General features: G+C 37.2%; 25 protein-coding genes and 1 other RNA gene. 23 read left to right on the top strand and 3 right to left on the bottom strand.

Translation table 11 applies throughout. From position 1 onward, the window contains the following. The first annotated feature begins 92 nt into the window (after window positions 1-92). Together AC2JF9_RS07330 and AC2JF9_RS07325 are read left to right on the top strand one after the other, a co-directional pair. Window positions 93-2,324, top strand: a complete 2,232-nt coding sequence (locus AC2JF9_RS07330; protein WP_500726511.1) for a BspA family leucine-rich repeat surface protein — start codon at window positions 93-95, stop codon at window positions 2,322-2,324. Window positions 2,325-2,519: 195 nt separating this feature from the next. Then, window positions 2,520-4,529 carry a MucBP domain-containing protein gene (locus AC2JF9_RS07325; RefSeq protein ID WP_500726509.1) on the top strand — a complete coding sequence of 670 codons (2,010 nt, stop codon included), beginning with the start codon at window positions 2,520-2,522 and terminating at the stop codon, window positions 4,527-4,529. A 175-nt stretch (window positions 4,530-4,704) separates the two neighbouring features. On the opposite strand, the gene AC2JF9_RS07320 is transcribed toward AC2JF9_RS07325, so the two are convergent. After that, window positions 4,705-6,837 carry a MucBP domain-containing protein gene (locus AC2JF9_RS07320; protein ID WP_500726507.1) on the bottom strand — a complete coding sequence of 711 codons (2,133 nt, stop codon included), beginning with the start codon at window positions 6,835-6,837 and terminating at the stop codon, window positions 4,705-4,707. Between the two features lie 231 nt (window positions 6,838-7,068). On the opposite strand from AC2JF9_RS07320, the gene AC2JF9_RS07315 reads away from it, so the two are divergent. The 17 genes from AC2JF9_RS07315 (at window position 7,069) to tsaD (ending at window position 18,227) form a co-directional block, all read left to right on the top strand. Continuing rightward, window positions 7,069-7,689: a class I SAM-dependent methyltransferase gene (locus AC2JF9_RS07315; RefSeq protein ID WP_500726505.1), complete on the top strand. Its 621-nt coding sequence runs from the start codon at window positions 7,069-7,071 to the stop codon at window positions 7,687-7,689. After that, a complete protein-coding gene (tadA, locus tag AC2JF9_RS07310; RefSeq protein ID WP_500726503.1) occupies window positions 7,689-8,219 on the top strand; it encodes a tRNA adenosine(34) deaminase TadA in 531 nt (176 codons plus the stop codon). Before AC2JF9_RS07315 ends, tadA begins: the two co-directional genes overlap by 1 nt. 30 nt (window positions 8,220-8,249) lie before the next feature. Next, an RNA gene (ffs, locus tag AC2JF9_RS07305) (signal recognition particle sRNA small type) lies at window positions 8,250-8,336 on the top strand. Between the two features lie 60 nt (window positions 8,337-8,396). Continuing rightward, window positions 8,397-10,211, top strand: a complete 1,815-nt coding sequence (gene dnaX, locus AC2JF9_RS07300; protein WP_500726501.1) for a DNA polymerase III subunit gamma/tau — start codon at window positions 8,397-8,399, stop codon at window positions 10,209-10,211. 14 nt (window positions 10,212-10,225) lie between these two features. Then, a complete protein-coding gene (locus AC2JF9_RS07295) occupies window positions 10,226-10,555 on the top strand; it encodes a YbaB/EbfC family nucleoid-associated protein (protein WP_500726498.1) in 330 nt (109 codons plus the stop codon). Further along, window positions 10,556-11,155, top strand: a complete 600-nt coding sequence (gene recR / locus AC2JF9_RS07290; protein ID WP_500726496.1) for a recombination mediator RecR — start codon at window positions 10,556-10,558, stop codon at window positions 11,153-11,155. Next, the gene (locus AC2JF9_RS07285; RefSeq protein ID WP_500726494.1) at window positions 11,155-11,385 is read left to right on the top strand and encodes a YaaL family protein; all 231 of its coding nucleotides are present in this window, start codon (window positions 11,155-11,157) and stop codon (window positions 11,383-11,385) included. Before recR ends, AC2JF9_RS07285 begins: the two co-directional genes overlap by 1 nt. Before the next feature lie 102 nt (window positions 11,386-11,487). Then, complete coding sequence (gene tmk / locus AC2JF9_RS07280) at window positions 11,488-12,135, top strand: dTMP kinase (protein ID WP_500726491.1); 648 nt, start codon at window positions 11,488-11,490, stop codon at window positions 12,133-12,135. Between the two features lie 5 nt (window positions 12,136-12,140). Then, complete coding sequence (darA, locus tag AC2JF9_RS07275) at window positions 12,141-12,464, top strand: cyclic di-AMP receptor DarA (protein WP_500726489.1); 324 nt, start codon at window positions 12,141-12,143, stop codon at window positions 12,462-12,464. Further along, a complete protein-coding gene (locus AC2JF9_RS07270; RefSeq protein WP_500726488.1) occupies window positions 12,464-13,321 on the top strand; it encodes a DNA polymerase III delta subunit-related protein in 858 nt (285 codons plus the stop codon). The genes darA and AC2JF9_RS07270 overlap by 1 nt, the downstream gene beginning before the upstream one ends. Before the next feature lie 7 nt (window positions 13,322-13,328). Then, complete coding sequence (gene yabA / locus AC2JF9_RS07265; RefSeq protein ID WP_500726486.1) at window positions 13,329-13,667, top strand: DNA replication initiation control protein YabA; 339 nt, start codon at window positions 13,329-13,331, stop codon at window positions 13,665-13,667. A gap of 11 nt (window positions 13,668-13,678) precedes the next feature. Then, window positions 13,679-14,533 (top strand): 16S rRNA (cytidine(1402)-2'-O)-methyltransferase, encoded by an 855-nt coding sequence (rsmI, locus tag AC2JF9_RS07260; protein WP_500726484.1) that lies wholly within the window; start codon window positions 13,679-13,681, stop codon window positions 14,531-14,533. Window positions 14,534-14,542: 9 nt separating this feature from the next. Continuing rightward, on the top strand, window positions 14,543-15,280 hold the full coding sequence (locus AC2JF9_RS07255; RefSeq protein ID WP_500726482.1) for an acyl-[acyl-carrier-protein] thioesterase: 738 nt from the start codon (window positions 14,543-14,545) through the stop codon (window positions 15,278-15,280). Between the two features lie 53 nt (window positions 15,281-15,333). After that, complete coding sequence (locus tag AC2JF9_RS07250) at window positions 15,334-15,852, top strand: folate family ECF transporter S component (RefSeq protein ID WP_500726480.1); 519 nt, start codon at window positions 15,334-15,336, stop codon at window positions 15,850-15,852. 26 nt (window positions 15,853-15,878) lie between these two features. Next, window positions 15,879-16,619, top strand: a complete 741-nt coding sequence (gene tsaB / locus AC2JF9_RS07245; protein WP_500726478.1) for a tRNA (adenosine(37)-N6)-threonylcarbamoyltransferase complex dimerization subunit type 1 TsaB — start codon at window positions 15,879-15,881, stop codon at window positions 16,617-16,619. Beyond that, entirely contained in the window at window positions 16,585-17,175 is a 591-nt protein-coding gene (gene rimI, locus AC2JF9_RS07240; RefSeq protein WP_500726476.1) for a ribosomal protein S18-alanine N-acetyltransferase, read from the top strand. The genes tsaB and rimI overlap by 35 nt, the downstream gene beginning before the upstream one ends. A 2-nt stretch (window positions 17,176-17,177) precedes the next feature. Further along, window positions 17,178-18,227 carry a tRNA (adenosine(37)-N6)-threonylcarbamoyltransferase complex transferase subunit TsaD gene (gene tsaD / locus AC2JF9_RS07235; RefSeq protein WP_500726474.1) on the top strand — a complete coding sequence of 350 codons (1,050 nt, stop codon included), beginning with the start codon at window positions 17,178-17,180 and terminating at the stop codon, window positions 18,225-18,227. A 43-nt stretch (window positions 18,228-18,270) separates the two neighbouring features. Here tsaD and AC2JF9_RS07230 read toward each other — a convergent pair whose 3' ends face one another. After that, complete coding sequence (locus tag AC2JF9_RS07230; RefSeq protein WP_500726472.1) at window positions 18,271-18,675, bottom strand: GNAT family N-acetyltransferase; 405 nt, start codon at window positions 18,673-18,675, stop codon at window positions 18,271-18,273. Window positions 18,676-18,816: 141 nt separating this feature from the next. Between AC2JF9_RS07230 and AC2JF9_RS07225 the strand changes: the two genes are divergently transcribed. Then, window positions 18,817-19,689, top strand: coding sequence for a PhzF family phenazine biosynthesis protein (locus AC2JF9_RS07225; RefSeq protein WP_500726470.1), 873 nt, complete (start codon window positions 18,817-18,819; stop codon window positions 19,687-19,689). A gap of 71 nt (window positions 19,690-19,760) precedes the next feature. On the opposite strand, the gene AC2JF9_RS07220 is transcribed toward AC2JF9_RS07225, so the two are convergent. Then, on the bottom strand, window positions 19,761-21,683 hold the full coding sequence (locus AC2JF9_RS07220) for an ABC-F family ATP-binding cassette domain-containing protein (RefSeq protein WP_500726468.1): 1,923 nt from the start codon (window positions 21,681-21,683) through the stop codon (window positions 19,761-19,763). Window positions 21,684-21,952: 269 nt separating this feature from the next. On the opposite strand from AC2JF9_RS07220, the gene AC2JF9_RS07215 reads away from it, so the two are divergent. From AC2JF9_RS07215 to groL, 3 genes are all read left to right on the top strand, one after another. Then, window positions 21,953-22,588 carry a redox-sensing transcriptional repressor Rex gene (locus AC2JF9_RS07215; protein ID WP_500726466.1) on the top strand — a complete coding sequence of 212 codons (636 nt, stop codon included), beginning with the start codon at window positions 21,953-21,955 and terminating at the stop codon, window positions 22,586-22,588. A gap of 173 nt (window positions 22,589-22,761) precedes the next feature. Beyond that, window positions 22,762-23,046 (top strand): co-chaperone GroES, encoded by a 285-nt coding sequence (gene groES, locus AC2JF9_RS07210; RefSeq protein WP_500726464.1) that lies wholly within the window; start codon window positions 22,762-22,764, stop codon window positions 23,044-23,046. Between the two features lie 17 nt (window positions 23,047-23,063). Then, on the top strand, window positions 23,064-24,689 hold the full coding sequence (gene groL, locus AC2JF9_RS07205; RefSeq protein ID WP_500726462.1) for a chaperonin GroEL: 1,626 nt from the start codon (window positions 23,064-23,066) through the stop codon (window positions 24,687-24,689). The last annotated feature ends 92 nt before the right edge of the window (window positions 24,690-24,781 follow it).

The raw sequence follows: 24,781 nt of genomic DNA, 5'->3' as shown, positions 1-24,781 counted from the left end.
TAGTTTATATAAAGGGAGATAGAAGCATTTAATTATGATATAATTAACAAACTTAGGCAAACAATGTTATTAACACTAAAATAGGATAAAGCATGATTACCCATAAAATTGATGTCAAATATAAAGGAAAAGTACTGACGAGAGGCATTATAACTTCAGCAGCGGTGTTGTTAGGCTTGTACCTCAATAATGCAAGTATAGTAAAAGCAGATAGTTTGACAACTAATCAAGACATTTTGCAGACTAGTAGCAGTGAAGATAATGAAATACCTGGTGCTAATGACCAAAATGAGAGTAGTGTTGCTCAAGATACACTGACTAATACTTCTCAAATTAGTGAGTCAGAAACTACTACTGAATCTAATCGCTCAGAAAGTGAAGCAAGTGATTTGGCCAGATCATTAAAAGAATATATTTGGAATGGTGTAAATGTAACATTTGATGATACTACGGGAGTATTAACCATTCCTGGCGGAACAGAAAATGTCCCACTGATATTAGATAATCCTGTTCGAATATTCAATAATCTGTATGGTTCTAATAGTAGTAGTTTTGGTAGATATGACGCAATTAAAGAGATTAGAATAACTGGCAAGATAAAACTAAAAGGCACTGCTAAGGAATTGTTTAGTCTCAGTTCGATAGAAACAATTTCGGGATTAGGCCAACTTGATACTTCCGAAGTAACCAATATGCGGGGGATGTTTTACGGATGTAGTAAATTAACTAGCTTGGATGTAACTTCTTTTAATACATCCAATGTGACTGATATGAGTCTCATGTTTTATGACTGTAGTGCATTAGCTAGTTTAGATGTCAGTAATTTTGATACTAGTCAAGTAAATAGTATGCACTTTATGTTCTTTTATTGTGAAAATTTAACTAAATTAGAAGTCAATAACTTTGATACTAGTAAGGTAACAACTTTTAATGCTATGTTTCAAGGGTGTTGGAACATAACTGACTTGAATGTCAGTAATTTTGATACTAGTAAAGCAATCGTTATGCGCTTCATGTTTGGTAATTGTAAAGCGTTAACTAAATTAGAAGTCAATAATTTTGATACTAGTCAAGTAACTGATATGCAAGGAATGTTTTTTGGGTGCGATAGTTTAACCAAACTTGAGATAAATAATTTCGATACTAGTCAAGTAATTGATATGGCGTATATGTTTACGTATTGTAAAAGTCTAGCCAATTTAGATGTCAGTCATTTTGATACCAGTAAAGTGACTAAGATGCAATACATGTTTTACGGCTGCGTTACATTAACTAATTTAGAAGTAAATAATTTTGATACTAGTCAAGTAACTGATATATACTGCATGTTTGCGCGTATGAACTTGACCAGGCTGGATTTGAGCGGCTTTGATATGGGTAAAGTAAGAATTTCTGATAAAATGTTAGCCGGTCTACCTAAATTGAAAATATTAGTTCTAGGTCCAAAGTGTAATATTAGAAATGCAGGTATTGATAAAGAGGAAAGATACTTAGAAGAATCTTATATACTCAATCCAAATAGCAATTGGGTTAATGTAGCTGACGGCACAATTAAAAAGCCAAAGGGAGATAAGGTGTGGAAGCCAATAGAGATGATGGCTAATTATAATGGCTATACAGATGCAGATACCTATGTCCGATTTGGTATTGTCAAGGCACATTATCATGATAAAGACGGCAATAAAATTGCTAATGACCAAGAAACCAGAGGGCTAGTTGACGAAGATTATACCAGTGTGACAAAACTACTTATACCTGGTTATTCCCTTAAAGAAGTACGAGGTAACAATACAGGCATATACGAAGATGCTCCAAAAGAAATCATTTATATTTACGCCAAAAATCCTGATAGACCAACAACAAAATCTAAAGTAATAGTACATTATCAAGATGAAAACGGTAATCAAATTGCTAGCGATGAAGTTTTAACTGGCAACGTTGGTGGCGGATATCAAACTGTTCAAAAGACCCTACTTGGCTATACTTTTAAAGAAGTTAGAGGCAATACTATTGGGTTCTTTACGACTAATCTACAGACTATAACTTATATTTATATTAAAAATGCCAGTGCAACTACTATTTCTACATCGCCAACCATGCCAAATAAGAATAAGTATAATGTTATTAACAATCGAACTGTTGCAGATAAGAACCGTCAAAAAGAAACTAAGCCACTTTCTGGTGATCCTAATAAAGCAAACTCAGATACATTGCCGCAAACAGGTCCAAGCAAGGAAGATAAAGGCATCTTGTCCATTTTAGGCAGTATGATGTTACTAGTTAGTTCTATTGGCGGAGCTTGCTTCAAGCGGAAGCAGAAATAGAACAATCAAAAGCAAAAAAGTCCTAACCTAAATGGTTAAGGCTTTTTTAGTATTTACAGTTTAGTATAGATGATTTTCAAGCATATAAAGTGATAACACAGTGTACATTATAACTGTGTTATACTATAATATCACATGTGATACTTGATGATTAATAATAATAAAGTGTGTTCTAACACTGAGATAGGAGAGAAAATGAGAACTGATCGCATTGATTATAAACATAAAGAGAAGGTACTGACAAGCAGCGTTATTATCTCTACTGCAGTTCTTTTAGGTTTATATCTGAATAATGGGACGGTAGTTAAAGCAGATAGCTTGCCAACAGGTCAAAACACGACTCAGGCTGCAAATAGTGTCAATACTGAAACAGGCAACTCTACAAATCAGAATGAAAATAATGCAACTGAAACTGGAACAATCAATAGCACTCAAAATAGTACTAATACATCTCCAAATGATGAAGAAATAGAACAAGCAACAAGTAAAACCAGCGATTTAACAAGAGCAGTGAAAACCTATACTTGGAATGGGCTAAATTTGGTCTTTGATGACGCGACTGGTGAATTAACTATTCCCGGCGGGACAGATGCTAATCCAGTGGTATTACGTAATCCTACTCCTCTTTATTACCTTCCTTATAGTGAAATTTACTATTTTAAAAAAATCACAATTACTGGTAAGATAAAAATCGTTGGTTCTGCTGCCCGCTTTCTTGCTTTTATCCCACATGTAACCGAAATTTCTGGTTTAGAAAATCTTGACACTAGTGAAGTAGAAAATATGACAGTAATGTTTGGCGGATGTCCTGACCTAACAAGTCTAGATTTAAGTCACCTTAATACGACTAATGTGACCGATACGTCTTATATGTTTAATGGTTCGGAGAAGTTGACTAGTTTAGATTTGAGCCAGTTTAATAAAGATAAACTAACTAACATAGCTGGCATGTTTTATAATTGTGCAGCCCTAACCACTATAGACGTCAGTCAATTTAAAACAGCTAAGGTAACTGATATGTCGGGTATGTTCAGTGGCTGCTCTTCGTTAACTAGTATAGATTTAAGCAATTTTATAACTGATAATGTTACGAATATGAATAACATGTTTAGTAACTGTTCTGCTTTGACTGAGTTAGATCTTAGCAAGTTTGTTACCAATAAAACAACAGATATGAGTTATATGTTTTACTCATGCGAGCATCTTGCCAAGCTAAATATCAGCAATTTTGATATGAGAAAAGCGTACGATTCACGCAATGCCATGGATGAACACAGAACCGTAGGCTTTTTAAAAGGCTTACCTAACCTAAGCGTGTTAGTCCTTGGTCCTAACTGTATTCTTCAAAACGCAGGGTTAACTGAGAGCGTTGTTAAAAGTTCAGGAACAACTTTATTACTCAACCCAACCAGCAAGTGGCAAAACGTAGCTGACGGGACAATTAATGAGCCAAATGGTAATAGAGTTTGGGCTCCCGCTGATCTGGAAAGAAATTACAACGGTTCGGTTGATCACGACACTTATGTTCGTTCGTGCAAAGTCAGGGTGCACTATCAGGATGAAGATGGCAATGAAATAGCTGGAAGTAAGGATATTAGGGGAGTGTATGGTGAAGAATATCCCAAAGCTAGCATTCCCGGGTATACCTTTAAAGAAGTACAGGGCGATACCACCGGCACATATGAGGATATACCAAAAGAAGTTACGCTTATTTATAAGAAGAACCCGGAGAATCCAGTCATACCAAGCAGACCATTAGTGCAAGCCAAGGTAACAGTACATTATCAGGATGAAAACGGCAAAGGAATTAATCCTGACGAAGTATTAACAGGCAAAGTTGGCGATGGCTATCAAACCATGCAAAAGAGCGTTCCAGGTTATACATTTAAAGAAGTAAGAGGGAATGCCACAGGTTTCTTTACTTCCAATGAGCAGACGGTCACATACATTTACACTAAAGATGATGGAGAGATCGTTTTACCAGTTAAACCAGCAACGAAGCCAAACAAGCATAAGCCACAAAAACAGGCAGTCAAGAAACAACCAAAGAGTAATCCAGTTCCAAACCGAACAGAAAACAAAACTGATCCATTGCCACAAACGGGTGCAAGCAAGGAAAGCAGCAGTCTGTTAATAGCAATTGGCAGTATGATGTTACTAATCAGTTCTATTGGAGGAGCTTGGTTTAAACGCAAGCAGAAATAATAATAATTAAAAACAAAAAAAGTCCTAACCTAAATGGTTAGGGCTTTTTTGTTGGCTGTAACGCCTGAGTTTAACTTAAAAGCAACAGTTTATATGCTTTTAAACAGATAAAAGTCTGGTAGCAGTATGCTATCTACACTTTTTACTAATTAATGTTTATACTTCTATAGCTATCTTAGTGTTTTCTCTTTTTTCTGAAACCAAAAACTCCGAAAATTGCCATCGCAATTGTTGAAATTCCTATTAATAATAATGAATTCATGGAATTGGGCTCTTTCCCAGTAAGCGGTAGTTTTTTAGGCGTTATATCGTCTTTTGAATTAATTTTTGCATCACTTGTTGATAATTGATTAGTTTTTTCTCTAGTAGCAGGCTTTTTAATTTTGTTAGTTTGGTGAGTCGAACTAGGATTAATAATATCATTTGGTTTCTTTTGGTCATCGCTATTTTGAGTATATAGATATATGACTGTCTGCTCATTAGCGGTAAAGAACCCTGTGGCATTGCCTCTAACTTCTTTAAATGTATAACCAGAAATGGTCTTTTGCATGGTTTGATAGCCATCACCAACTTTGCCTGTTAGCACTTCATCACTTGCAATTTGATTGCCATTTTCGTCTAGGTAATGAACTGTCACATTTGAAACAGGGTCAGGGTCTATAGGAACCACAGGTGTTTCATTATGCTTGACAGTAATTGTTCTGGTATACGAAGTTTTTGTATTGTTACTACCTGTCACTTCATATTTAACATTGTATGAGCCCGCTCTCAGATTTTGACCATTTACAGGATAGCCGTTGTAATCAGTCACAATTATTTTGTTGGTTAATGAAGTCGTTCCTTCAAAAGCCATTAATCCGGTCTTAGCGTCAAAAGTTTCAGTATCATAAATAGTTACATTTCCGCCCCTAAAATAAGGAGTACTTGAATCAGCCCCGATATACTGAAAAGTAGATTTGTTGCTGAAAAAAGAAGGACCGGTTTGAAGTGTTACTTCATTAATTGCTTCAGCTGATTGCTCAGGCACATAAACTCTTAAAAATAGCGGATAGCCCAAGTTGTTAGTAGTCATATATGCCCCGGCATCTACAGTAACCTCGTTATCAGTAACAGTCCATTTCAGTAGAGGATTATTAGTAATATCCTCTATTTGTCCTCCTGTAACCCGTTTGTCTATCAGTAGGTGATAATGTTGTAAATCAATTTTGTCTTTAGATTTAACACTTAATTTAGCTCCAGCCTGACTACCAATTGCGGCTTGATAATTTACTATATAAGAGAAAAACATCGAACCCGATGCACTTTTATCATTTGGGTTTCTTAATGTAGTCCCGTCAGGTAAATAAACCGGAGCAGATTCATTACGATATTCAGAATCAGTATTTAGTTCAGCTATACCGTTAAAGCCCGCTGTTGCATAGCCCGGTGCGCCTACACCAGGACCTGGGGCTACATATCCAGCCGGCTTTATATATAGAGAACCGGTATAGATTTCGTTACTTGAGCCCAAAATAGTGCTAGTAACGGTTACTTTACCCGGAACTGGATCAGGATTGGTAGTGTTAGAACCTACAGGTTTATTCCAATCACAACCTGCATTTCGCGTAGCAAAGTTAACAGCAAAATTGTAGGTACCAGGAACTAAGTCTTTATTAACAGTGATATCATAGCTTCCATTATGATTATCAGCAATAGAAAAAATGTTACTGGACTGAGTAATTGAATTATATGTCAAAAATTTATCAAGTGGTACACGGCTGTCCGGTTCAATTTTAATCGTTAATTTAGATCCTTGGGGGATTACTTCATCGGTATTACTCTGGTTTGTCACCTTAAAAGAAAGCATGTAGCCTGCATTGTTCCAACCTAGAGGATGTTCTGCAGAACTTGCTGGGCTAGCCGAAACCGTAACTTGGGCAAATGAAGCGGCTCGCGTAAGCTGGTGATTTTCAATTTTATTATTTGTAGATGTATTATTTGGCGCCTCGTTTGTGATTTCAGTTGAGTTACTGGCGTTAGCTTTTACAGCAGTAGCGGAATTACTTACTTCAGAATCCTGACTATTATTTTCTCCCATTAAATTTGCACTTATGCCACTGTCTGCTCCAGCAACAGCTCTATCATTACTAGAACTAGTTTTCGAGCCAATCTTAAAGCTTTTAGGTTTAACCACATTTTGTTTGTTCTTAGATTTAATTGAAAGCGTCTTGGCAGAAACGTTGTTAGTATTAACATTTGATGCGGCTAATAAAGTTAAAGGCAATGAGACTGCGGATACAAATATAATTTTATTATTTATTTTCTTCATTAAATAACTCCATAATAGACTCAAATTATTAGATTACTTTTGTTGATTCTTTAAGAAAGAAGTCTTGATTTGCAAGACAGAAAATAACATTTCTATGTAATAATTATACGCCTATTCTAAGCGATGACGAAAATTTATAAATCAATTTGACACAAAAATAATTCAATTTGCAAAAAGGTAAACGTCCGTTAAAATTAACTAAATGAAACTGTTTAAAGAAACGAGCAAGTTATGACTGAAAAAGAAAATCAAATGTACTTTGCTACTAATCCAACCACTGATCATGATGAACATACAATTCATTATCAAATAAATGGAACTACGCTGCATTTTAAAACCGATGCCGGTGTCTTTTCCAAAATGCGGGTTGATTATGGTTCAGGAGTTTTAATAAAGAATATGGCGCAGCTCATCTTTCCACCTAGGAACATTTTGGATGTGGGTACGGGTTATGGACCTTTGGGGCTATTTGCGGCCCAGTTTTGGCCAGAGCAAACTGTTGAAATGGTTGATGTTAATGAACGCGGTCTTAATTTAGCAAGGCAAAACGCCGAGATGAACAACATTAAAAACGTTAAGATTTATCAATCAGATGTTTATGACCAAATAGCGAGTGATAAAAAATTTGGCTTGATTGTCACCAATCCGCCAATTCGTGCAGGTAAAGCCGTAGTTTCAAATATTTTGGCTGGTGCCAAAAATCACCTTGTTCAAAATGGACAGCTTTTAGTAGTTATTCAGAAAAAGCAGGGTGAACCAAGCGCCCGCAAATTGCTTAAAGATACATTTGGCAACTGTACAATTTTAGCTCGGGATAAGGGCTACTATATTTTGCAGGCGGTGAACGACTAATGTCTTTTTCGAGTGAAGAGAAAAAAAAGTACATGCAATTAGCATTTGCGCAAGCTAAAAAAGCTCAGAGCATAGGAGAAGTTCCCATCGGAGCAGTTATAGTAGACGCTGATGGTCAGGTGATTGGTGAAGGCTATAATCGGCGCGAACTTGATCAAGATGCAACCCAACATGCAGAAATGATAGCAATTAGGCAGGCATGTGCAAAATTAGAAACTTGGCGTTTGCTTGATTGCAGTCTTTTTATTACTCTTGAACCTTGTCCAATGTGCGCTGGCGCAATTATCAATGCCCGGATTAAAAATATTTTTTACGGTGCACTTGATCCTAAAGCAGGGGCAGCTGGCAGTGTAGTAGATTTATTTGAAGTACAAAAGTTTAATCACCATCCTAATGTGGTTCGCGGTCTCTATCGTGAAGAAGCTAGTCAGATGTTGAAAGACTTTTTTAAAGAAATTCGCCATCAGCAAAAACAGGAAAAATTAGCTGAATCAGCGGTTGCAGAAAAAGGTAAAAATTCTGCAAATTAGTGGATAATTTTCCTAAAATACGTTAGTATATTTATTGGGCAATGTTTGACTTCCAAAGCGTGTCAGGACCGGAAGGTAGCAGCACTAAGGTTGCTTGGGCATGTGCCTTTTATTAGACATCAACAAACTCTTAACTCTTTCGAAGAGTTAAGAGTTTTTTACTAGAAAGATATATCAATGGCTTATCAGGCTTTATACCGCAAATGGCGTCCGCGCACTTTTGATAGTGTCGTTGGCCAAGAAGATATTACAAATACTCTAAAAAATGCAATTATACGCGGTACAATTTCGCATGCATTTTTGTTTGCCGGACCTCGTGGTACTGGCAAAACTTCGTGTGCCAAGATTTTTGCCAAAGCGCTAAATTGTAGTAATTTGCAAAATGGTGAACCTTGCAATGAATGTGCTAACTGTGTTGCGGCTGACAAGGGCTCGATGTCAGACATTATGGAAATTGATGCGGCTTCAAACAATGGAGTCGACGAAATTCGCGAAATTCGTGACAAAGTAAAATATGCGCCTACGCAAGGAAAGTATAAAGTCTATATTATAGACGAGGTTCATATGCTTTCAATGGGAGCCTTTAATGCCCTGTTAAAAACACTAGAGGAACCTCCAAAACATGTCGTGTTTATATTAGCAACAACTGAGCTGCAAAAAGTTCCCGCGACTATTATTTCGCGAACGCAACGGTATAATTTTAAACGTATTTCCCAAGCTGATCTTGAAAACAGAATGAAGTATATTCTGGAACAAGAAAAAATCAAGTATGATAATAAAGCGATATCGGTGATTGCACAAGTGGCTGATGGTGGGATGAGAGATGCCTTAAGCATCCTTGACCAACTTCTTAGCTACGAAAATGATACGATTGAATACGATGCGGCTCTAGAAATTACTGGTTTTGCGGCAAAAGAGAAAATTGAACAAATTTTATTAGCTATTTTAAAACGGGATGCAAATCAAGCTTTAACTTTATCAAAATCTGAGCTAGAAAATGGTGCTAGTTCGACGAACATTTTAGATGAATTAATTGAAATGGCTACTAATGCTTTAATGGCTATTAAAACTAGCGATGATACTCAAAGCAATTTTTTAAACAAAGATTTTGTTGCTGAAATTAAGGACATTCCGGTGGAGCGCTACTTTCAATTAATTTCTGCAGCTAATACGGCATTAAACGATTTGCGTTATACTAATCAACAGCAGATTCCGCTTGAAGTTTTTTTAGTTGAGAGTACGAATCCTATTGATTCAAATCAAGTAAATTCTCGTGAGATTGTTTCTGCTCAAGTTGACAATAATTCCGCAGATAGTAACGAAAATCTTCAGGTTGAGATTACTGCTTTGAAAAAACAAGTAGCTGATCTGACCAAAACAATTTCTAAATTGGGAAAGATACAAACTAGAAACAGTGATCGGATTTTTCATCTTGATAATGAAGTAGCTGATGTTGCTAGGCCAAGCGATAAACCAGCTAAAACTAACAAGCCTAAGAAAAAAGTCAGAAATGATCAACAAGTAGACAATAAGAATAATGAACAGGTTTATCATGTTTTGGAAAATGCAACTAAACACGATTTACAGGCAATTAAAGACATCTGGCCTGACCTGCAATCAATACTGGGAGTTTCGCAGCGCGCACTGCTGGATGTTCTCGAACCAGTAGCTGCTAGTTCTGAGCAAGTTGTGATGAAATGTAAATATGCTCTGTGGTTTGAGAAGGCGAGTTCGGATGATAATTTGCTTGATGTTTTAACGGATCAAATTGCTAAATTTACTAATCACGACTACCAGATTGTATTAGTTCCGGATAGTGATTGGTTTGCAGTTCGTAAGGAGTTTTTAAAGTCTCACCGAAGTGAATTGCTTAATAAGAAAAACCAAGAGAATTCAACTGTAGAAGACCAAAAATTGCTAACTAAAACTTCAAATGAAGTGATTCAGAAAGCAAAGGACTTATTCGGCGATACAGTGAATATTAAGGATTAAAAAAGGAGAAAACGATGAGTAAAAGACCTAATTTTGGCGGCATGGGCGGCATGAATATGCAACAAATGATGAAACAAGCCAAAAAAATGCAAGAACAAATGGCGCAAGAGCAACAGACAATTACTGCTCAAGAATTTGTGGGAAAGTCTGCAGATGACTTAGTAGTTGCAACTTTTAGCGGCGATCGGAAGTTAAAGGACATTAATATTAACAAGGATGCGATTGATCCTGATGATCCTGATATGTTGCAAGATTTGATTATTGATGCAGTTAACAAGGGGTTAACTGAAATTGACGAAGCAACGCAAGCAAGTTTAGGTAAATACACGAAGGGTATGATTTAATTGCAATATCCAGCACCAATTGCGCACTTAATTGATTCTTATATGAAATTGCCAGGTATTGGTGAAAAAACCGCCACCCGTCTTGCTTTTTATACGCTTGACATGCCAGACGAAGATGTGCATGACTTTAGCTCGGCTTTAAACGAGGTTAAGGAAAAATTGCATCGTTGCTCGATTTGTGGCAACATTACCGAACAAGACCCCTGCTCAATTTGTAGCAGCCCAGACCGCGAGCAGTCGACCATTATGGTTGTTGAACAGCCTAAAGATGTGATGGCATTTGAAGAAATGGGCGAATATCATGGCTTATATCATGTATTGCATGGCGTTTTATCTCCAATGGATGGAATTGGTCCGGAAGAAATTAATATTAAGTCACTAATTATTCGTTTGCAAAATCAAGACAAAGTAAAAGAAGTTATTTTAGCATTAAATTCAACACCTGAGGGTGAGTCGACCGCGATGTATATCAGTAAACTAATCAAACCAGCAGGCATTAAGGTTACTCGCCTAGCTGCCGGTCTTGCGGTTGGCAGTGACATTGAATATGCCAACTCAATAACTCTGAAAAAGGCAGTACAAGGGAGAACATCAATCTAATGGCACGTAATCAGGTTAAACAAATAGGTGATGAGCGTTTGCTCAGCACTATTGAAAAATTGCAAGCCGAAATTGCAGTTCAAAAAAGCCTCAATCCAACTACTTTAGATATGTCTGAAGATAATATTATTGCTACTAAAATACTGTTTGAAAAGTACACGTTCTTGTATGATGAGGCTAGGCATCGACATACAAGATTTAGTGGTTTTACAAATGCAATTTCAAAATAGAAAGCCTTGCTTGAAAGGCTTTTTTATTTTTGTCAAAATTATCAGAACCTTAGGGTGTTCATATAGAGTGAACTCTTGTAAAATAGACACATGGAGAGTTTTATGAAGAGTTTTTTTATTAGCTTTGAGGGGCCTGATGGTTCCGGTAAAAGCACCGTTTTAACACAAGTAGTGACCCAAATTGCCCCGCATTTGAAAACACAATATCTAGTGACTCGTGAACCAGGTGGCTCGGCAATTGCTGAAAAAATTCGGCAGCTTATTTTGAGTCCGGAAAATGAAGAAATGGACGACAAGACTGAAGCATTATTGTATGCGGCCGCGCGTAGTCAGCATATGGCTGAAACAGTAATACCTGCTTTAAAAAAAGGCGAAATAGTTTTTTCCGACCGCTACGTTGATAGTTCGTTAGCTTATCAAGGAGCTGGACGAGAGCTTGGAATAGCTGCAGTTCGGCAGATAAACGATTTCGCAACTGGTGGTATCAAACCGGATTTAACGATTTTTTTAGATGTTAAGCCGGAAGTTGGATTGGCGAGAATTTCTAAAGACCGTGCTGGCAAAGAAGACCGTTTGGAACAGGAAGAAATAAACTTCCATCAAAGAGTTTATCAAGGTTACCAAGAGATTATTCGCGGCAATCCTGATCGTATTCAAATAGTTGATGCCGATAAGCCAATTAATCAAGTAGTTGCGTCTTGTGTTAAAATTATTACCAATCATATACCAAAAGAAATGTTAAAGGACTGATTTGGATGAAGTTAATAATTGCGATTGTTCAAAGAGAAGATGCTAACCGTTTGCAGCATGCTTTTGCTAAAGAGAGTATTCGTGCAACCAAATTAGCTACCACAGGTGGTTTTCTAAGTGAAGGAAATACTACTTTTCTAATTGGAATTGACGACAAGCATGTCAAACAGGTAATGCGTATAATTAAGAGCGAGTCACACGGCCGTGAAGAATACATGAACCCTAGTTTATCGATGACTGGCTTTGATGTTAGCAGTCAGCCCGTCAAAATAACAGTTGGTGGCGCAACCTGTTTTGTTTTACCGGTGGAAGAGTTTAAACAGTTTTAATGGCTATTGAAATTTCGCGAAAAGGCACTAAACAGGCTGATTTTTTACAGCAAGCTTTTGAAGAAGGAAGATTGGCGCATAGCTACTTGTTTGTTGATACTAACGATGAGCAGGCACTCAATACAGCGTATTGGCTAGCTTGTCTAGATAACTGCGTAGGTGAAAACAAGCCTGATGGTTCATGCCAAAACTGTCGGCAAATCATTTCGGGCAACAATCCTGACGTCTTGCTAGTCACCACGGATGGAAAACAGAGCATTGGCATTGAGCAAATCCGTTTTTTAAAAGAAGAATTGGCGAAAAGTCCGGTACAAGGCAAGACACGCTTTTTTATCATTAACGAAGCACAAAAACTGACTTTATCTGCGGCAAACGGCCTGCTTAACTTATTAGAAGAGCCAGTTGCCCCGGTGGTAACGATTTTGATTACTAATAATACTGATCAAATTTTGCCAACAATTCGATCAAGAGCGCAGGTTATTAACTTTGCTAACACTGAAAAAGCCAGCGGTAAAACTGAATTTCTCATTGAAAATGGTTTTAGCTCCGAAAAAATTGCTGAAATGGGCGATACATCAGCTTTAGACAGTGCAGTAAAGTATTTCTTTGAAGAAATGTTGGAGTTTAATTCCCTTGCATTAGTTAGTGCTCATCAGCTAGCGGATACCGCGAAGACTAGAATACAGCAAGACTACATATTGCTGTTGCTTAAAAAAATGGCCCAAAATGAACTTAATAATAATCAACAGGTCGGAGCAAGAATGTTGAAATATCTAATCGAAGTAGACAAAATGCGCTACAGTAACGTTAATTTTATCAATCTACTAGATTATCTTGCCCTGCAATGGAAACGGTAGGAGCTTTATGGAAGATTCATACTCAAAATTGCAACAGCTTCATGATTCAATGGTCAGTATGACTAAAACAATCGAGAGCCTTGAAAATAACATTTTAGAAACGCTTAAAGAAAATACCGAGCTTAAGGTAGAAAATGAGCTTTTGCGTGAAAAAATGGATAAAATGAGCAATGCCCAAAATAACTCAGTTAAAACCCATAGTGGTCTTGAGTCATTGCGTAAAATTTATAATTCAGGTTATCATATCTGTAATATGTACTATGGCTCACATCGTGATCCAAATTCAGATTGTATGTTTTGCGTAGATATACTGGATAATTTTGGTGAGAAAAAGAAAGCGCGTTAAAGGACTGAAAAATGCAGCGGCAAATTAGTTACGGTCAAGATACAGGCAAACTTTATTTAGTGCCTACTCCAATTGGCAATTTGGAAGATATTACGATTAGGGCAAAGAGAATTTTGCAAGATGCCGATTATATTGCGGCTGAAGACACCAGAACAAGTGGTGTATTATTGGAAAAGATTGGCGTACATAATCGAATGCTTTCTTTTCATAAATACAATTCAAAAGAACGTGCGCCTGAACTTATTAACCTAATGAAAAACGGTGCAGTAATTGCGGAAATTAGCGATGCCGGGATGCCAGTTATTTCTGATCCAGGTTACCTATTAGTCCAAGAGTGTATTAAAAATGATCTTCCGGTCGTGCCGCTTCCCGGGGCATCAGCCTTTGCAACAGCCTTAATTGCGTCAGGTTTTGATGCTCAGCCGTTTACATATTATGGCTTTTTGCCCCGTAAAGCAGGTGAGCAAAAACCTCTTTTTGAGCAAATGGAGCAAGCGCGAGCAACATCAATTTTTTATGAGGCGCCACATCGTTTGGTAAAAACTCTTAGTACTATGGCAACTGTTTTTGCTCCCGCAAGAGAAATTGTGGCTGCTAGGGAACTGACTAAGATCCATGAAGAATTTGTTCGAGGCACGATAAAAGAACTAAATGAGTATTTTAGCCAAAATATGCCCCGCGGAGAATTTGTTATTTTAGTTTCACCTAATACTGCGGAGCGAAAGCAACTAACTTGGCCTGAACTAATTGATCTAGTCAACAATCTTGTTGATAAAGGCGAAAGCAAAAAATCTGCGATTAAAGCAGTTGCAACGGCGAATCAAGTTTCCAAAAACGAATTATATGAACAATATCACCAAAAGTAGGTAAATAAAATGAAGTATAGTGAACAACATAAAGTAAATTTTTATGAATGTGATGAGAATCAACATTTGCGCTTGCCAGCCATGATTAATTTAATGATGAGTGTTTCCGAGCACCAATTAGACAGTGGAGCGGCAAGCACTGATGCCCTTAATAGTCGAGGACTTGGTTGGGTGGTAACACAATATCATGTTGAAGTTACTAGATGGCCGCAGCCCAACGAGGAAATCACTTTAACCACTGAGCCGATTGGCTATAATCGCTTTTTAGAGTATCGTGATTACCAATTTCTTGATAAGAAAGGTAACGAGTTAATTTCAGCCAAAAGCGAATGGGTTTTGTTTGATTTAAAAGAGCGTAAACTGGTTTCTACTGATAAAGAAATGATGGAGGAAATTGGCGTTCCGCTGTTAAAGAAGCTACCACGTTTTCCGCGCTTAAAGCCGCAAAGTGAATACCAGTCAAAACGCCAGTATCGCGTTCGCTATGACGATTTAGATACTAACCATCATATGACCAATGGGCACTATTTCAACTGGTTTATTGACACACTAGACCGTGATTTTCTCAAGTCTCATGTGGTATCGGAAATCGACATTAAATTTAATCAAGAAGTGAGATATGCGCAGACTCCTTTTGCTTGTGTCAGTCTTATTGAAGACGAAAATGGGGTTAAGTCGTATCACACGATTGAAGATGAAGATCGGAATGACAAAGCCGTTTGTGAACTAACTTGGCGCAAACTGTAATATAATTAAACGAGGCTTAATGCCAAGTTTATTTATGAAAGAAAGTGGTCCAAATGACTACCAAGGAAATGTTCAAGGTCGAACTACGTGACCTGATTCTTTTGGGCTTTATTGTTGCTATTAAAATTGTGCTAAGTCGCTTTTCAGTAGGCACCACAATCGTTCACGTAGGGCTAGGCTTCATTGGAAGTGTACTTTTAGGTTACGTATTTGGCCCTATTTGGGGTGCAGTTGGAGGCTGTATTAGCGACCTTGTTTCGTCAGCCTTGTTCGGCAATCAAGGTGGCTTTTTTCTAGGGTTCACTCTAAGTGCGATGGTTGCACCATTTATTTATGGCTTTTTCTTCTATAAAAAACCAGTTAAAATCTGGCGAATTATCCTTGCAACCCTATTGGTTACAGTAGTTGTGAACATTGGTATGAACACGTTATGGCTTCACTTTTTATACGGTATGGAATTTAGTGTTGCTTTAATTCAACGGCTGCCTAAAGAAGTAATTGCGCCTTGGCTAGAAATGATGGTAATTTACTTTGTTTTACAGGCTCTTTCGCGTGTTAAAATTAGAAAATAGATTTTAAAAAGGTAAAGTAATCTGAAATGAAAATTCTGAGTGTGTCAACCGCGACTAATCAACTTAGTGTAGCTTTGAACGAGGACGATAAAGTAATTGTTGAAAAAAGTGAGCGCGATGAAAGAAATCATAGCGAACACCTTGATCCATTAATTGAAAAAATTCTAACTGAGAATAGCCTAAAACTAAAGGACATTGATCGTTTTGCTGTTGCCATTAGCCCTGGTTCATATACTGGCTTGCGTATTGGCGTAACTACCGTTAAAATGTTTGCCAGCATTTTAAGTAAAGAAGTTGTTGGTGTATCAACCTTGCAGACTTTAGCTGCTAGCTGTCAAGAACAAAATACTTTGATTGTTGCTGGAATTGATGCCCGCAATGACAACTATTTCGCTGGCGGATATTATAACGAAAATAATTGTCCCATAAATGTCATTAATGATGGTCACTACCATATTGAAACTCTACTTGACGCAGTTAAAGACTATGTTAATAGTCATAATATTGAAAAAATTGTTTTTGTTGGTACCGGTTTTGTAAAGCAGGAAAAACTGATTGATAAAATTGGCATTTCTTACTGCTTTGGTAGTGAGAATCAAAATATAATGCATGCGGGTTTGATTGGTAAACTAGCGGTTAATGCGCAACCGGTTAATCCTGACCTATTGTTGCCAAAATACTTGCGACGCACTCAAGCAGAAGTTGACTGGCATAAGAAAACGGGCAAACCGTTTGAATCTGATAGTAATTATGTGGAAGAAGTTTGAAAACCTAGTTCATTGGATAAGTTCCAATCCAAGCTATAATAAAAGCAAACTCGAATTTAAGCCGTTTGTATTTACGTTAAATGGTCAGACTCTGCAAGTTATGCGTGCTCGCGAAAATGATATTGCCAATTTGATTTTTTTAGAAGCGAATGCCTATAATGGTCACTCGCCCTGGGCGCCCGAAATTTTCCGAATGGAACTACGCAAAAGAAGCTCTTTATACTTAGTTGTTTATCATGAATCAACATTAGTTGGCATGATTGGGATGAGCCTGAAAAAAGAGGAAGCACATATTACCAATATTACAATTGATCCAAGCTGGCAAGGTCAAGGATTAGGTACATATTTGATGCGTTTGATGATTGACTTTGCCCAAAACAAGGGTTGTCAACTTATGAGTTTGGAAGTCAGAATTGATAACGAAGTTGCCAAAACCCTTTATCACAGTTTTGGCTTTGTGACCAATTTTGTGCGCCCAAATTACTATCAAGATGTTCATAAAGATGGGCTAAATATGGTTTTAAAATTAACGCCTAACTCAAAAGAAGGGAAATAAATTTGGATCGTAAAAAAGATATTCATATTTTAGCTTATGAAAGTTCATGTGATGAAACTTCTACTTCAGTTGTCAAAAACGGCAGAGAAATCGAAAGTTTGATTGTTGCTACTCAAATTAAGAGCCACCAACGCTTTGGTGGCGTGGTACCTGAAGTAGCAAGCCGCCATCATATTGAAGTGATTAGTCAAATTACTAAAGAGGCTTTGCAAGAAGCAAATGTAACTTGGAACGACATTGATGCGATTGCGGTAACTTATGGTCCTGGACTTGTCGGAGCGCTGCTTATTGGGGTTAGTGCTGCAAAAGCTGCTTCGATGGCTACGGGAATTCCACTGATTGGTGTTGATCATATTATGGGACATATTATGGCTGCGCAGCTAACTGCTGAAATCGCATATCCAGCACTCGCTTTGCAAGTTTCTGGGGGTCATACGGAAATTGTTTTGCTAAAGGATGCAACTCATTTCGAAATAGTTGGTGACACGCGTGATGATGCTGCTGGAGAAGCATATGATAAGATAGGCCGTGTCTTAGGCGTCAATTATCCTGCAGGTAAAACAATTGATGACTGGGCCCACAAAGGTAAAGATACTTTTGAATTTCCACGTGCAATGATGGAAGATAACGATTACGATTTCTCCTTTTCTGGCTTAAAGAGTGCGTTTATCAATACTTGTCATCATGCCGATCAAATTAATCAAGAACTTAATAAATATGATTTAGCTGCAAGCTTTCAGGCAGCAGTTGTCGATGTTTTAGTTTCTAAGACAATTAGGGCAATCAAAAAATTCCAACCCCAAACATTCATTATGGGCGGCGGCGTTGCAGCTAATCGAGGGCTACGTGATTATATGAATGCCGAAATTGAACATTTGCCTGAAAATTTGAAACCAAAAGTGATTTTGCCAGATTTAAAATTATGTGGTGACAATGCTGCTATGATTGGTGCGGCAGCTTACAATTTATATAACGAAGGAAAATTTGCTGATTTATCCTTAAATGCTAATCCTTCCTTGGAATTGCCATATGCAGAAAATATGATTAATTAAGCAAAAATGGGTTGACCAGTCTTATGGTCAACCCATTTCTTTTTTAAAACTCTCGATAAAATGCCACTAGTTCGCCGCGGTCACAAGAAACAAAACCACATTTTTCATAAAAAAGGCGAGTTTGAGGCTCATCGATAGTCAATAACACTTTTTGGCGCACTGATTGGTATTGGTTAAGAACAAGCTCAATTAAGTGCGAGCCAACACCTTGCCTTTGATATTGCGGAGCAATTAAAAGGTCTTGAATATAAATAATTGAAATGCCGTCACCAACAACGCGAATTAATCCGACTACTTTATCTCTATCGATAGCCGCGATTACCAAAAGTGAATTTAACATCGCTTGCTGTAACGCAGCTGGATTTTTGGTGTATGCTGTCCAACCAACACTATTATATAGTTCAGTCATTTGAACTAAATCAATATTTTTACTTGTTACGTATTTCATTTGAATTCTCCTTAATTTAATTGAAAATTAAAGAGCAAAACGTAATTTCTCCATTTTAACACCCGCTTTTAAGTAGTTTAATAATATTATAAGCAAAGCGCTTTAAATAGCAATAATTATAAATATGGAGGTAGTTATACCTTGAAAAAACAACTAACTTATAGTCAAATCGATGTTTTTACTAAACATCCATATTACGGAAATCCTCTAGCCGTAATTAATGATGGTGACCAGCTAAGTGATTCAGATATGCAGTTGATTGCAAAATGGACAAACTTATCTGAAACTACCTTTATTTGCTCGCCAAGCAATCCGCGAGCGGATTATCGTTTGCGAATTTTTACACCTAGAGCAGAGTTGCCCTTTGCCGGACATCCCACTATTGGATCAGCTCAAGTAGCTTTAAATAATGGCATAGTACCCAAAAATCAAAATTGTCTAATTCAAGAGTGTAAGCAAGGTTTAGTTCCAATCTACTTAGACCAAGGTCAAATTTCATTTGCGTTACCCAAACCTAAAATCACTGAAATCAAGCGTGAGCTTCAAGAAAAGATAGGAAAAGCATTAGGTGTTAAAAAAGCGTCAGCTATTATCTTTTCAGAAATGATAGATATCGGCGCAGTTTGGTGCACGATGTTTTTTGATTCGGTTGATACCATCTTGGCTTTAGAACCAAATGATGAAGAACTAATAAAGTTGCTGCCACCTAATGCATCAGGAGTAACTGTCTTTGCAATGCAAACAGGAGATACTGCGGTGGAAGTTCGTTCGTTTGCTCCAGCTCAAGGTGTTCACGAAGATCCTGTTTGCGGTAGTGGCAATGGTGCAGTAGCAGTTTTAATCAAAAAGCATCATCTTTTAGAAAAGCAGCAATATACAGCCAGTCAAGGACAGAAACTAAATCGTGCTGGGAAAATTGCTGTTAACTTGGACCATCACGGAGAAATATTGGTTGGTGGGCATGCAGTCGAATGCATTTCTGGAAAAATCGTTTGTCCCAGTTTGAATAACTAAAAAGCTCAACAAAAAACCCTAATTTTTAGTATTTTAAAATTAGGATTTTTTGGTTTATAGAGGTCTAAAAGTTAATTAAATTCATCAAGATTGGTTAGGGCTGCTTCCCAGTCCTTATTAGCTTGCGCTAATTCAGTTTGGATTTGAGTTAGCTCTTCTTGAAGTGGTCCCAACTTATCAAAATTCGTTGCAATTTCCGGGTTAGACATTTCAGTTTGAATTTCCTCTTGCTTTTTCTCAAGCTGGTAAATTTTAGCTTCAATATTTTCAACTTGACGTTCAAGTTTTCGTTTTTGGGAATCAAGCTGTTTTTGTTCTTGATATGATAATTTATTAGCTTTTGTTTCGGCAGGGTTGCTAACTTCGTCGCTGTTAAAATCACTAGTATTATTACTAATAAATTTATTTTTTTCATCTAAGTAATATGTATAATCACCGTCATATATTCTTGCGTGTTGATCTTTAATCTCAACAATTTTATTGGAAAGCTGATTAATAAAATATCGATCATGAGAAACAAAAAGTAAAGTACCGTCAAAGCTCTGTAGCGCTTGTTCCAAAACTTCTTTAGCTTCTAAATCCAAATGGTTAGTTGGCTCATCCATGAGCAAGAAATTGTTATGCTCTAAAGATAGAACCGTCAGTGTCAATCGAGCTTTTTGCCCTCCAGACAACTGGGCAACTGTTTTATCAATGTCCTTAGCTGTGAAAAGAAAGCTTGCTAAAATCGATCTAACGTCTCGTTCTGGCATAGTTTTATGCCGATCCCAAACAGTGTCAATAACAGTTTTATTTGGCTCAAGTAGCTGCAATTCTTGGTCATAATAACCAATATCAAGTGCTGCCCCATACTTAATGGATCCACTTTTAGGCTCAAGCTCATGCATAATCGTTTTGAGCAGAGTTGATTTGCCTATCCCATTAGGTCCAATAACAGCTACACGGTCGCCTTTATTAACTTGGAGGGAAATATCTTTGACCATGGTTTTAGTCGGATAGCCAATACTCAAATCGCGTAAAATTAAAACCTCTTTGCCAGAAGAACGCTCACTTTGGAAATTAATACGTACCTTGGATTTATGCTTTGGCGGATTAATTCGTTCCATTTTCTCTAGTTGCTTACGCCGACTTTGAGCCCTTTTAGTAGTTTTGGCACGAACTAGGTTTTTTTGAATGAAATCTTCGTCTTTTTTGATTTTCTCTTGTTGTTTTTCGTAGGCTTCTTCTTGCTGACGATTACGTAAACTGCGCTCAGCTACATAATCCGAGTAATTACCTTTAAAAGAAGTCAGTTTACCGAATTGTAATTCAAAAATCTGAGTAGCCAAATGATCTAAAAAGTACTGATCATGCGAAACAACCAGAATAGCGCCTGCGTAGCTTTTTAGAAAATTCTCAAGCCAATCTAACGTGTCTAAGTCTAAGTAGTTGGTTGGCTCATCCAATAAAAGTAATGGTGGTTTGCGCAAAAGCAGTTTTACAAATGACAGACGAGTTTTTTCGCCTCCCGAAAGATCACCAATCACTTTTGACCAAGTGCTTTCAGGAAAGTTAAATCCATTCAAGATGCTCTTAATATCTGCTTGGTAGGTATAACCACCTAGTTGTTCAAAATTGAACTGCAATTGGTCATATTGTTTTAAAAGCTGCTTATCGTCAGGTTGATTAGCTATTTGTTCTTGCAATTGATGAATTTGGTTGCCCATTTTAATCAGGGATGCGAAAACAGTCAGCATTTCGTCCCAAATAGTTTTATTTTCATCTAGACCATTTTCCTGAGCAATGTAGCCAACATCAATGTCTTTGTTAATAGTAAATTCGCCATGAGTAGCTTCTTCTTCACCAGTCATGATTTTAAGCAAAGTGGTTTTGCCGACGCCATTTGGTCCAACTAGTCCAATTCTTGCATTTGAATCAATGGAAAAGTTGACATGATTGAATAAGGTAGTGGCACCAAATTGTTTTTCTAAATCGTGTCCTTGTGCAATTATCATATTTTTCACCTAAAAACCATTTTAGCATATCAAACAAAATTACTGCGTACTTGTTTGGCTTGGATTTTAAAAAATCAAAAAATCGTAATCTAAACCGGGCTGATTTTAAGCGTAACAAGATTTTATGGAAACTTGGTATGTTGTTGACCTAAACTCACTGTATCAATAATTCTAAGCTTGTGAAAAAAAGTATTTGCAAATATCATCAACTTATAGGTAAAATAATCTTAACTGATGAATGGAATTCACAAGTTGGAGGCCTTTTAAAAATGGAAAAAATCAAAATACCCACAGCGACAGCTAAAAGACTGCCACTTTATTATCGATATTTAATTATTTTGAATGAAGCTGGCAAAGAAAAAGTTTCTTCTACGGAGCTGTCCGAAGCAGTTCAAGTAGATAGTGCATCAATCAGACGCGATTTTTCTTATTTTGGTGCTCTAGGTAAACGTGGGTATGGTTATGATGTAAAAAGCCTGCTTACATTTTTTAAAAAGATCTTGAATCAGGATACGTTAGCTAATGTTGCCTTGGTTGGTGTTGGTAATTTAGGTCATGCTTTGCTCAACTACAATTTTAAAAGAAGCAACAATATTCGTATTTCTTGTGCTTTTGATATTGACTCAAAAATTACAGGGAAAATCTTAAGTGGTGTTCCTGTATACGAAATGCGAGATTTGAAAAAGCAATTAAGTGACCAACAAATTACGATTGCAATTTTAACGGTTCCATCTGATTCTGCCCAAAAAACAGCAGATGAAATGGTTGAAGCGGGTATCAAAGGCATTATGAACTTTACGCCTATTCGCTTATCGGCACCAGCAGGTGTGCGAATTCAGAATGTTGATCTAGCAACTGAACTGCAAACTTTAATTTATTTTCTCGACTCAGATAAAGGTAAGTAAAGCTATCAATATAACCAATTTAAGTAAATTAGCACTTTGAGCAAAAAAGTGCTAATTTTTTCTTGCATTTTTTTGTTAAAGGGTTTATTATCATATTTGTAAGTTAGCACTTGGTCATTAGGAGTGCTAACCATAATTAAATAGATTTTAAATTAAATATAGGAGGGACAAACGTGTTACAACCAATTGGTGATCGCGTGATCGTAAAAGTAAAAGAAGAAGAAGAAAAGACTGTAGGCGGAATCGTTCTCGCTTCTAATGCGAAAGAAAAGCCAACAGAAGGTGAAATTGTTGCTGTAGGTGAAGGCAGTTATGCTGAAAACGGCACTAAAATCCCAATGTCTGTGGCAAAAGGCGATGTTGTTCTATACGATAAGTACTCTGGCACTAACGTTGAATACGAAGGTGAAAAATTCTTAGTCCTTCACGAAAAAGATATTTTAGCAGTTGTTAAGTAATCAAAGGAGCGGATATTATGGCAAAAGATATTAAATTTTCAGAAAAAGCAAGACGTTCCCTTTTAAAGGGTGTTGATCAGTTAGCTGACACAGTTAAAGCAACAATTGGACCTAAGGGAAGAAACGTTGTTTTGGAGCAATCATATGGCAACCCAGAAATTACTAACGATGGGGTTACAATTGCTAAGGCAATTGAATTAAAAGACCACTATGAGAATATGGGTGCTAAGCTAGTTGCGGAAGCTGCTCAAAAAACTAACGATATTGCTGGTGACGGTACTACTACTGCAGTTGTTTTGACACAAGCAATTGTTCGTGAAGGTTTGAAGAACGTAACGGCTGGCGCAAACCCAGTTGGTGTTCGTCGCGGTATTGAAAAAGCTACTAAGGCAGTTGTTGATGAATTACACAAGGTTAGTCACACTGTTTCATCTAAGGACCAAATTGCCCAAGTTGCTTCAGTATCATCTGCTTCAAAAGAAGTTGGTGACTTAATCGCTGACGCAATGGAAAAAGTTGGCAATGACGGTGTTATCACTATTGAAGATTCACGTGGTATCGAAACTGAGTTGTCAGTTGTTGAAGGTATGCAATTTGATCGTGGTTACTTGTCACAGTATATGGTAACTGACAACGATAAGATGGAAGCAGACCTTGAGAGTCCGTATGTTTTAATTACTGATAAGAAGATCTCTAACATCCAAGACATTTTGCCATTATTGCAAGAAATCGTTCAACAAGGTAAATCATTGTTGATTATTGCTGATGATGTTTCTGGCGAAGCTTTGCCAACTTTAGTTTTGAACAAGATTCGTGGTACATTTAACGTTGTTGCTGTTAAGGCTCCTGGCTTTGGCGATCGTCGTAAAGAACAATTACAGGATATTGCCGCATTGACTGGTGGTACAGTAATTACCGAAGACTTAGGACTTGAATTAAAAGACACTACAATCGATCAATTGGGTCAAGCTCGTCGTATCACCATAACTAAAGACTCAACTACTATTGTTGATGGTTCTGGCTCAGAAGAAGCTATTAAAGAACGTGAAGATTCAATTAGAAAGCAAATTGAAGAAACTACTTCTGACTTTGATAAGAAGAAGTTGCAAGAACGTCTTGCAAAATTAACTGGTGGAGTAGCTGTTATTCACGTCGGTGCTGCTACTGAAACCGAATTAAAGGAACGTAGATACCGCATCGAAGATGCTTTAAACTCAACTCGTGCAGCTGTTGATGAAGGTTATGTTGCCGGTGGTGGTACTGCTTTAGTTGATGTTAAGGATGATGTTAAGGATCTTAAAGGTGACAATGCCGATGAACAAACTGGTATAAACATTGTTTTACGAGCATTAACAGCTCCAGTTCGTCAAATTGCTGAAAATGCTGGTGAAGATGGTTCCGTTATTTTGAATAAGTTAGAAAGTCAAGCTCCTGAAGTTGGCTACAACGCTGCTAATGATAAATGGGAAAACATGGTTGAGTCTGGTATTATTGATCCAACTAAGGTAACTCGTACTGCCTTACAAAATGCCGCTTCAATCGCCGCTTTACTATTGACTACAGAAGCAGTAGTTGCAGAAATTCCAGAAGACAAGCCTGCTGAAGATCCTAACGCTGCAGCTGCAAACGCTGGTATGATGTAAAATTAATAGTTATTGCTGATTTAAAAAGGAACTGCTCTTTTGAGCAGTTCTTTTTTGTTCTACCATTGTTAGAAAAATGCACTATGTTAATC

The organism is Lactobacillus sp. C449L (genome assembly GCF_059900815.1).
The sequence above is the reverse complement of the archived record's forward strand: the minus strand, read 5'-3'. Positions and strand labels throughout refer to the sequence as shown.

Excerpts from the sequence above, each read along its gene's own strand:
- AC2JF9_RS07230 (WP_500726472.1), bottom strand. The coding sequence starts at position 18,675 with ATGAAATACGTAACAAGTAAAAATATTGATTTAGTTCAAATGACTGAA.
- tadA (WP_500726503.1), top strand. The coding sequence starts at position 7,689 with ATGTCTTTTTCGAGTGAAGAGAAAAAAAAGTACATGCAATTAGCATTT.
- AC2JF9_RS07220 (WP_500726468.1), bottom strand. The coding sequence starts at position 21,683 with ATGATAATTGCACAAGGACACGATTTAGAAAAACAATTTGGTGCCACT.
- AC2JF9_RS07255 (WP_500726482.1), top strand. The coding sequence starts at position 14,543 with ATGAAGTATAGTGAACAACATAAAGTAAATTTTTATGAATGTGATGAG.
- yabA (WP_500726486.1), top strand. The coding sequence starts at position 13,329 with ATGGAAGATTCATACTCAAAATTGCAACAGCTTCATGATTCAATGGTC.
- AC2JF9_RS07330 (WP_500726511.1), top strand. The coding sequence starts at position 93 with ATGATTACCCATAAAATTGATGTCAAATATAAAGGAAAAGTACTGACG.
- AC2JF9_RS07295 (WP_500726498.1), top strand. The coding sequence starts at position 10,226 with ATGAGTAAAAGACCTAATTTTGGCGGCATGGGCGGCATGAATATGCAA.
- AC2JF9_RS07325 (WP_500726509.1), top strand. The coding sequence starts at position 2,520 with ATGAGAACTGATCGCATTGATTATAAACATAAAGAGAAGGTACTGACA.
- rsmI (WP_500726484.1), top strand. The coding sequence starts at position 13,679 with ATGCAGCGGCAAATTAGTTACGGTCAAGATACAGGCAAACTTTATTTA.
- AC2JF9_RS07320 (WP_500726507.1), bottom strand. The coding sequence starts at position 6,837 with ATGAAGAAAATAAATAATAAAATTATATTTGTATCCGCAGTCTCATTG.
- darA (WP_500726489.1), top strand. The coding sequence starts at position 12,141 with ATGAAGTTAATAATTGCGATTGTTCAAAGAGAAGATGCTAACCGTTTG.
- groL (WP_500726462.1), top strand. The coding sequence starts at position 23,064 with ATGGCAAAAGATATTAAATTTTCAGAAAAAGCAAGACGTTCCCTTTTA.
- AC2JF9_RS07215 (WP_500726466.1), top strand. The coding sequence starts at position 21,953 with ATGGAAAAAATCAAAATACCCACAGCGACAGCTAAAAGACTGCCACTT.
- tsaB (WP_500726478.1), top strand. The coding sequence starts at position 15,879 with ATGAAAATTCTGAGTGTGTCAACCGCGACTAATCAACTTAGTGTAGCT.
- AC2JF9_RS07270 (WP_500726488.1), top strand. The coding sequence starts at position 12,464 with ATGGCTATTGAAATTTCGCGAAAAGGCACTAAACAGGCTGATTTTTTA.
- AC2JF9_RS07315 (WP_500726505.1), top strand. The coding sequence starts at position 7,069 with ATGACTGAAAAAGAAAATCAAATGTACTTTGCTACTAATCCAACCACT.
- AC2JF9_RS07250 (WP_500726480.1), top strand. The coding sequence starts at position 15,334 with ATGACTACCAAGGAAATGTTCAAGGTCGAACTACGTGACCTGATTCTT.
- dnaX (WP_500726501.1), top strand. The coding sequence starts at position 8,397 with ATGGCTTATCAGGCTTTATACCGCAAATGGCGTCCGCGCACTTTTGAT.
- tmk (WP_500726491.1), top strand. The coding sequence starts at position 11,488 with ATGAAGAGTTTTTTTATTAGCTTTGAGGGGCCTGATGGTTCCGGTAAA.
- AC2JF9_RS07285 (WP_500726494.1), top strand. The coding sequence starts at position 11,155 with ATGGCACGTAATCAGGTTAAACAAATAGGTGATGAGCGTTTGCTCAGC.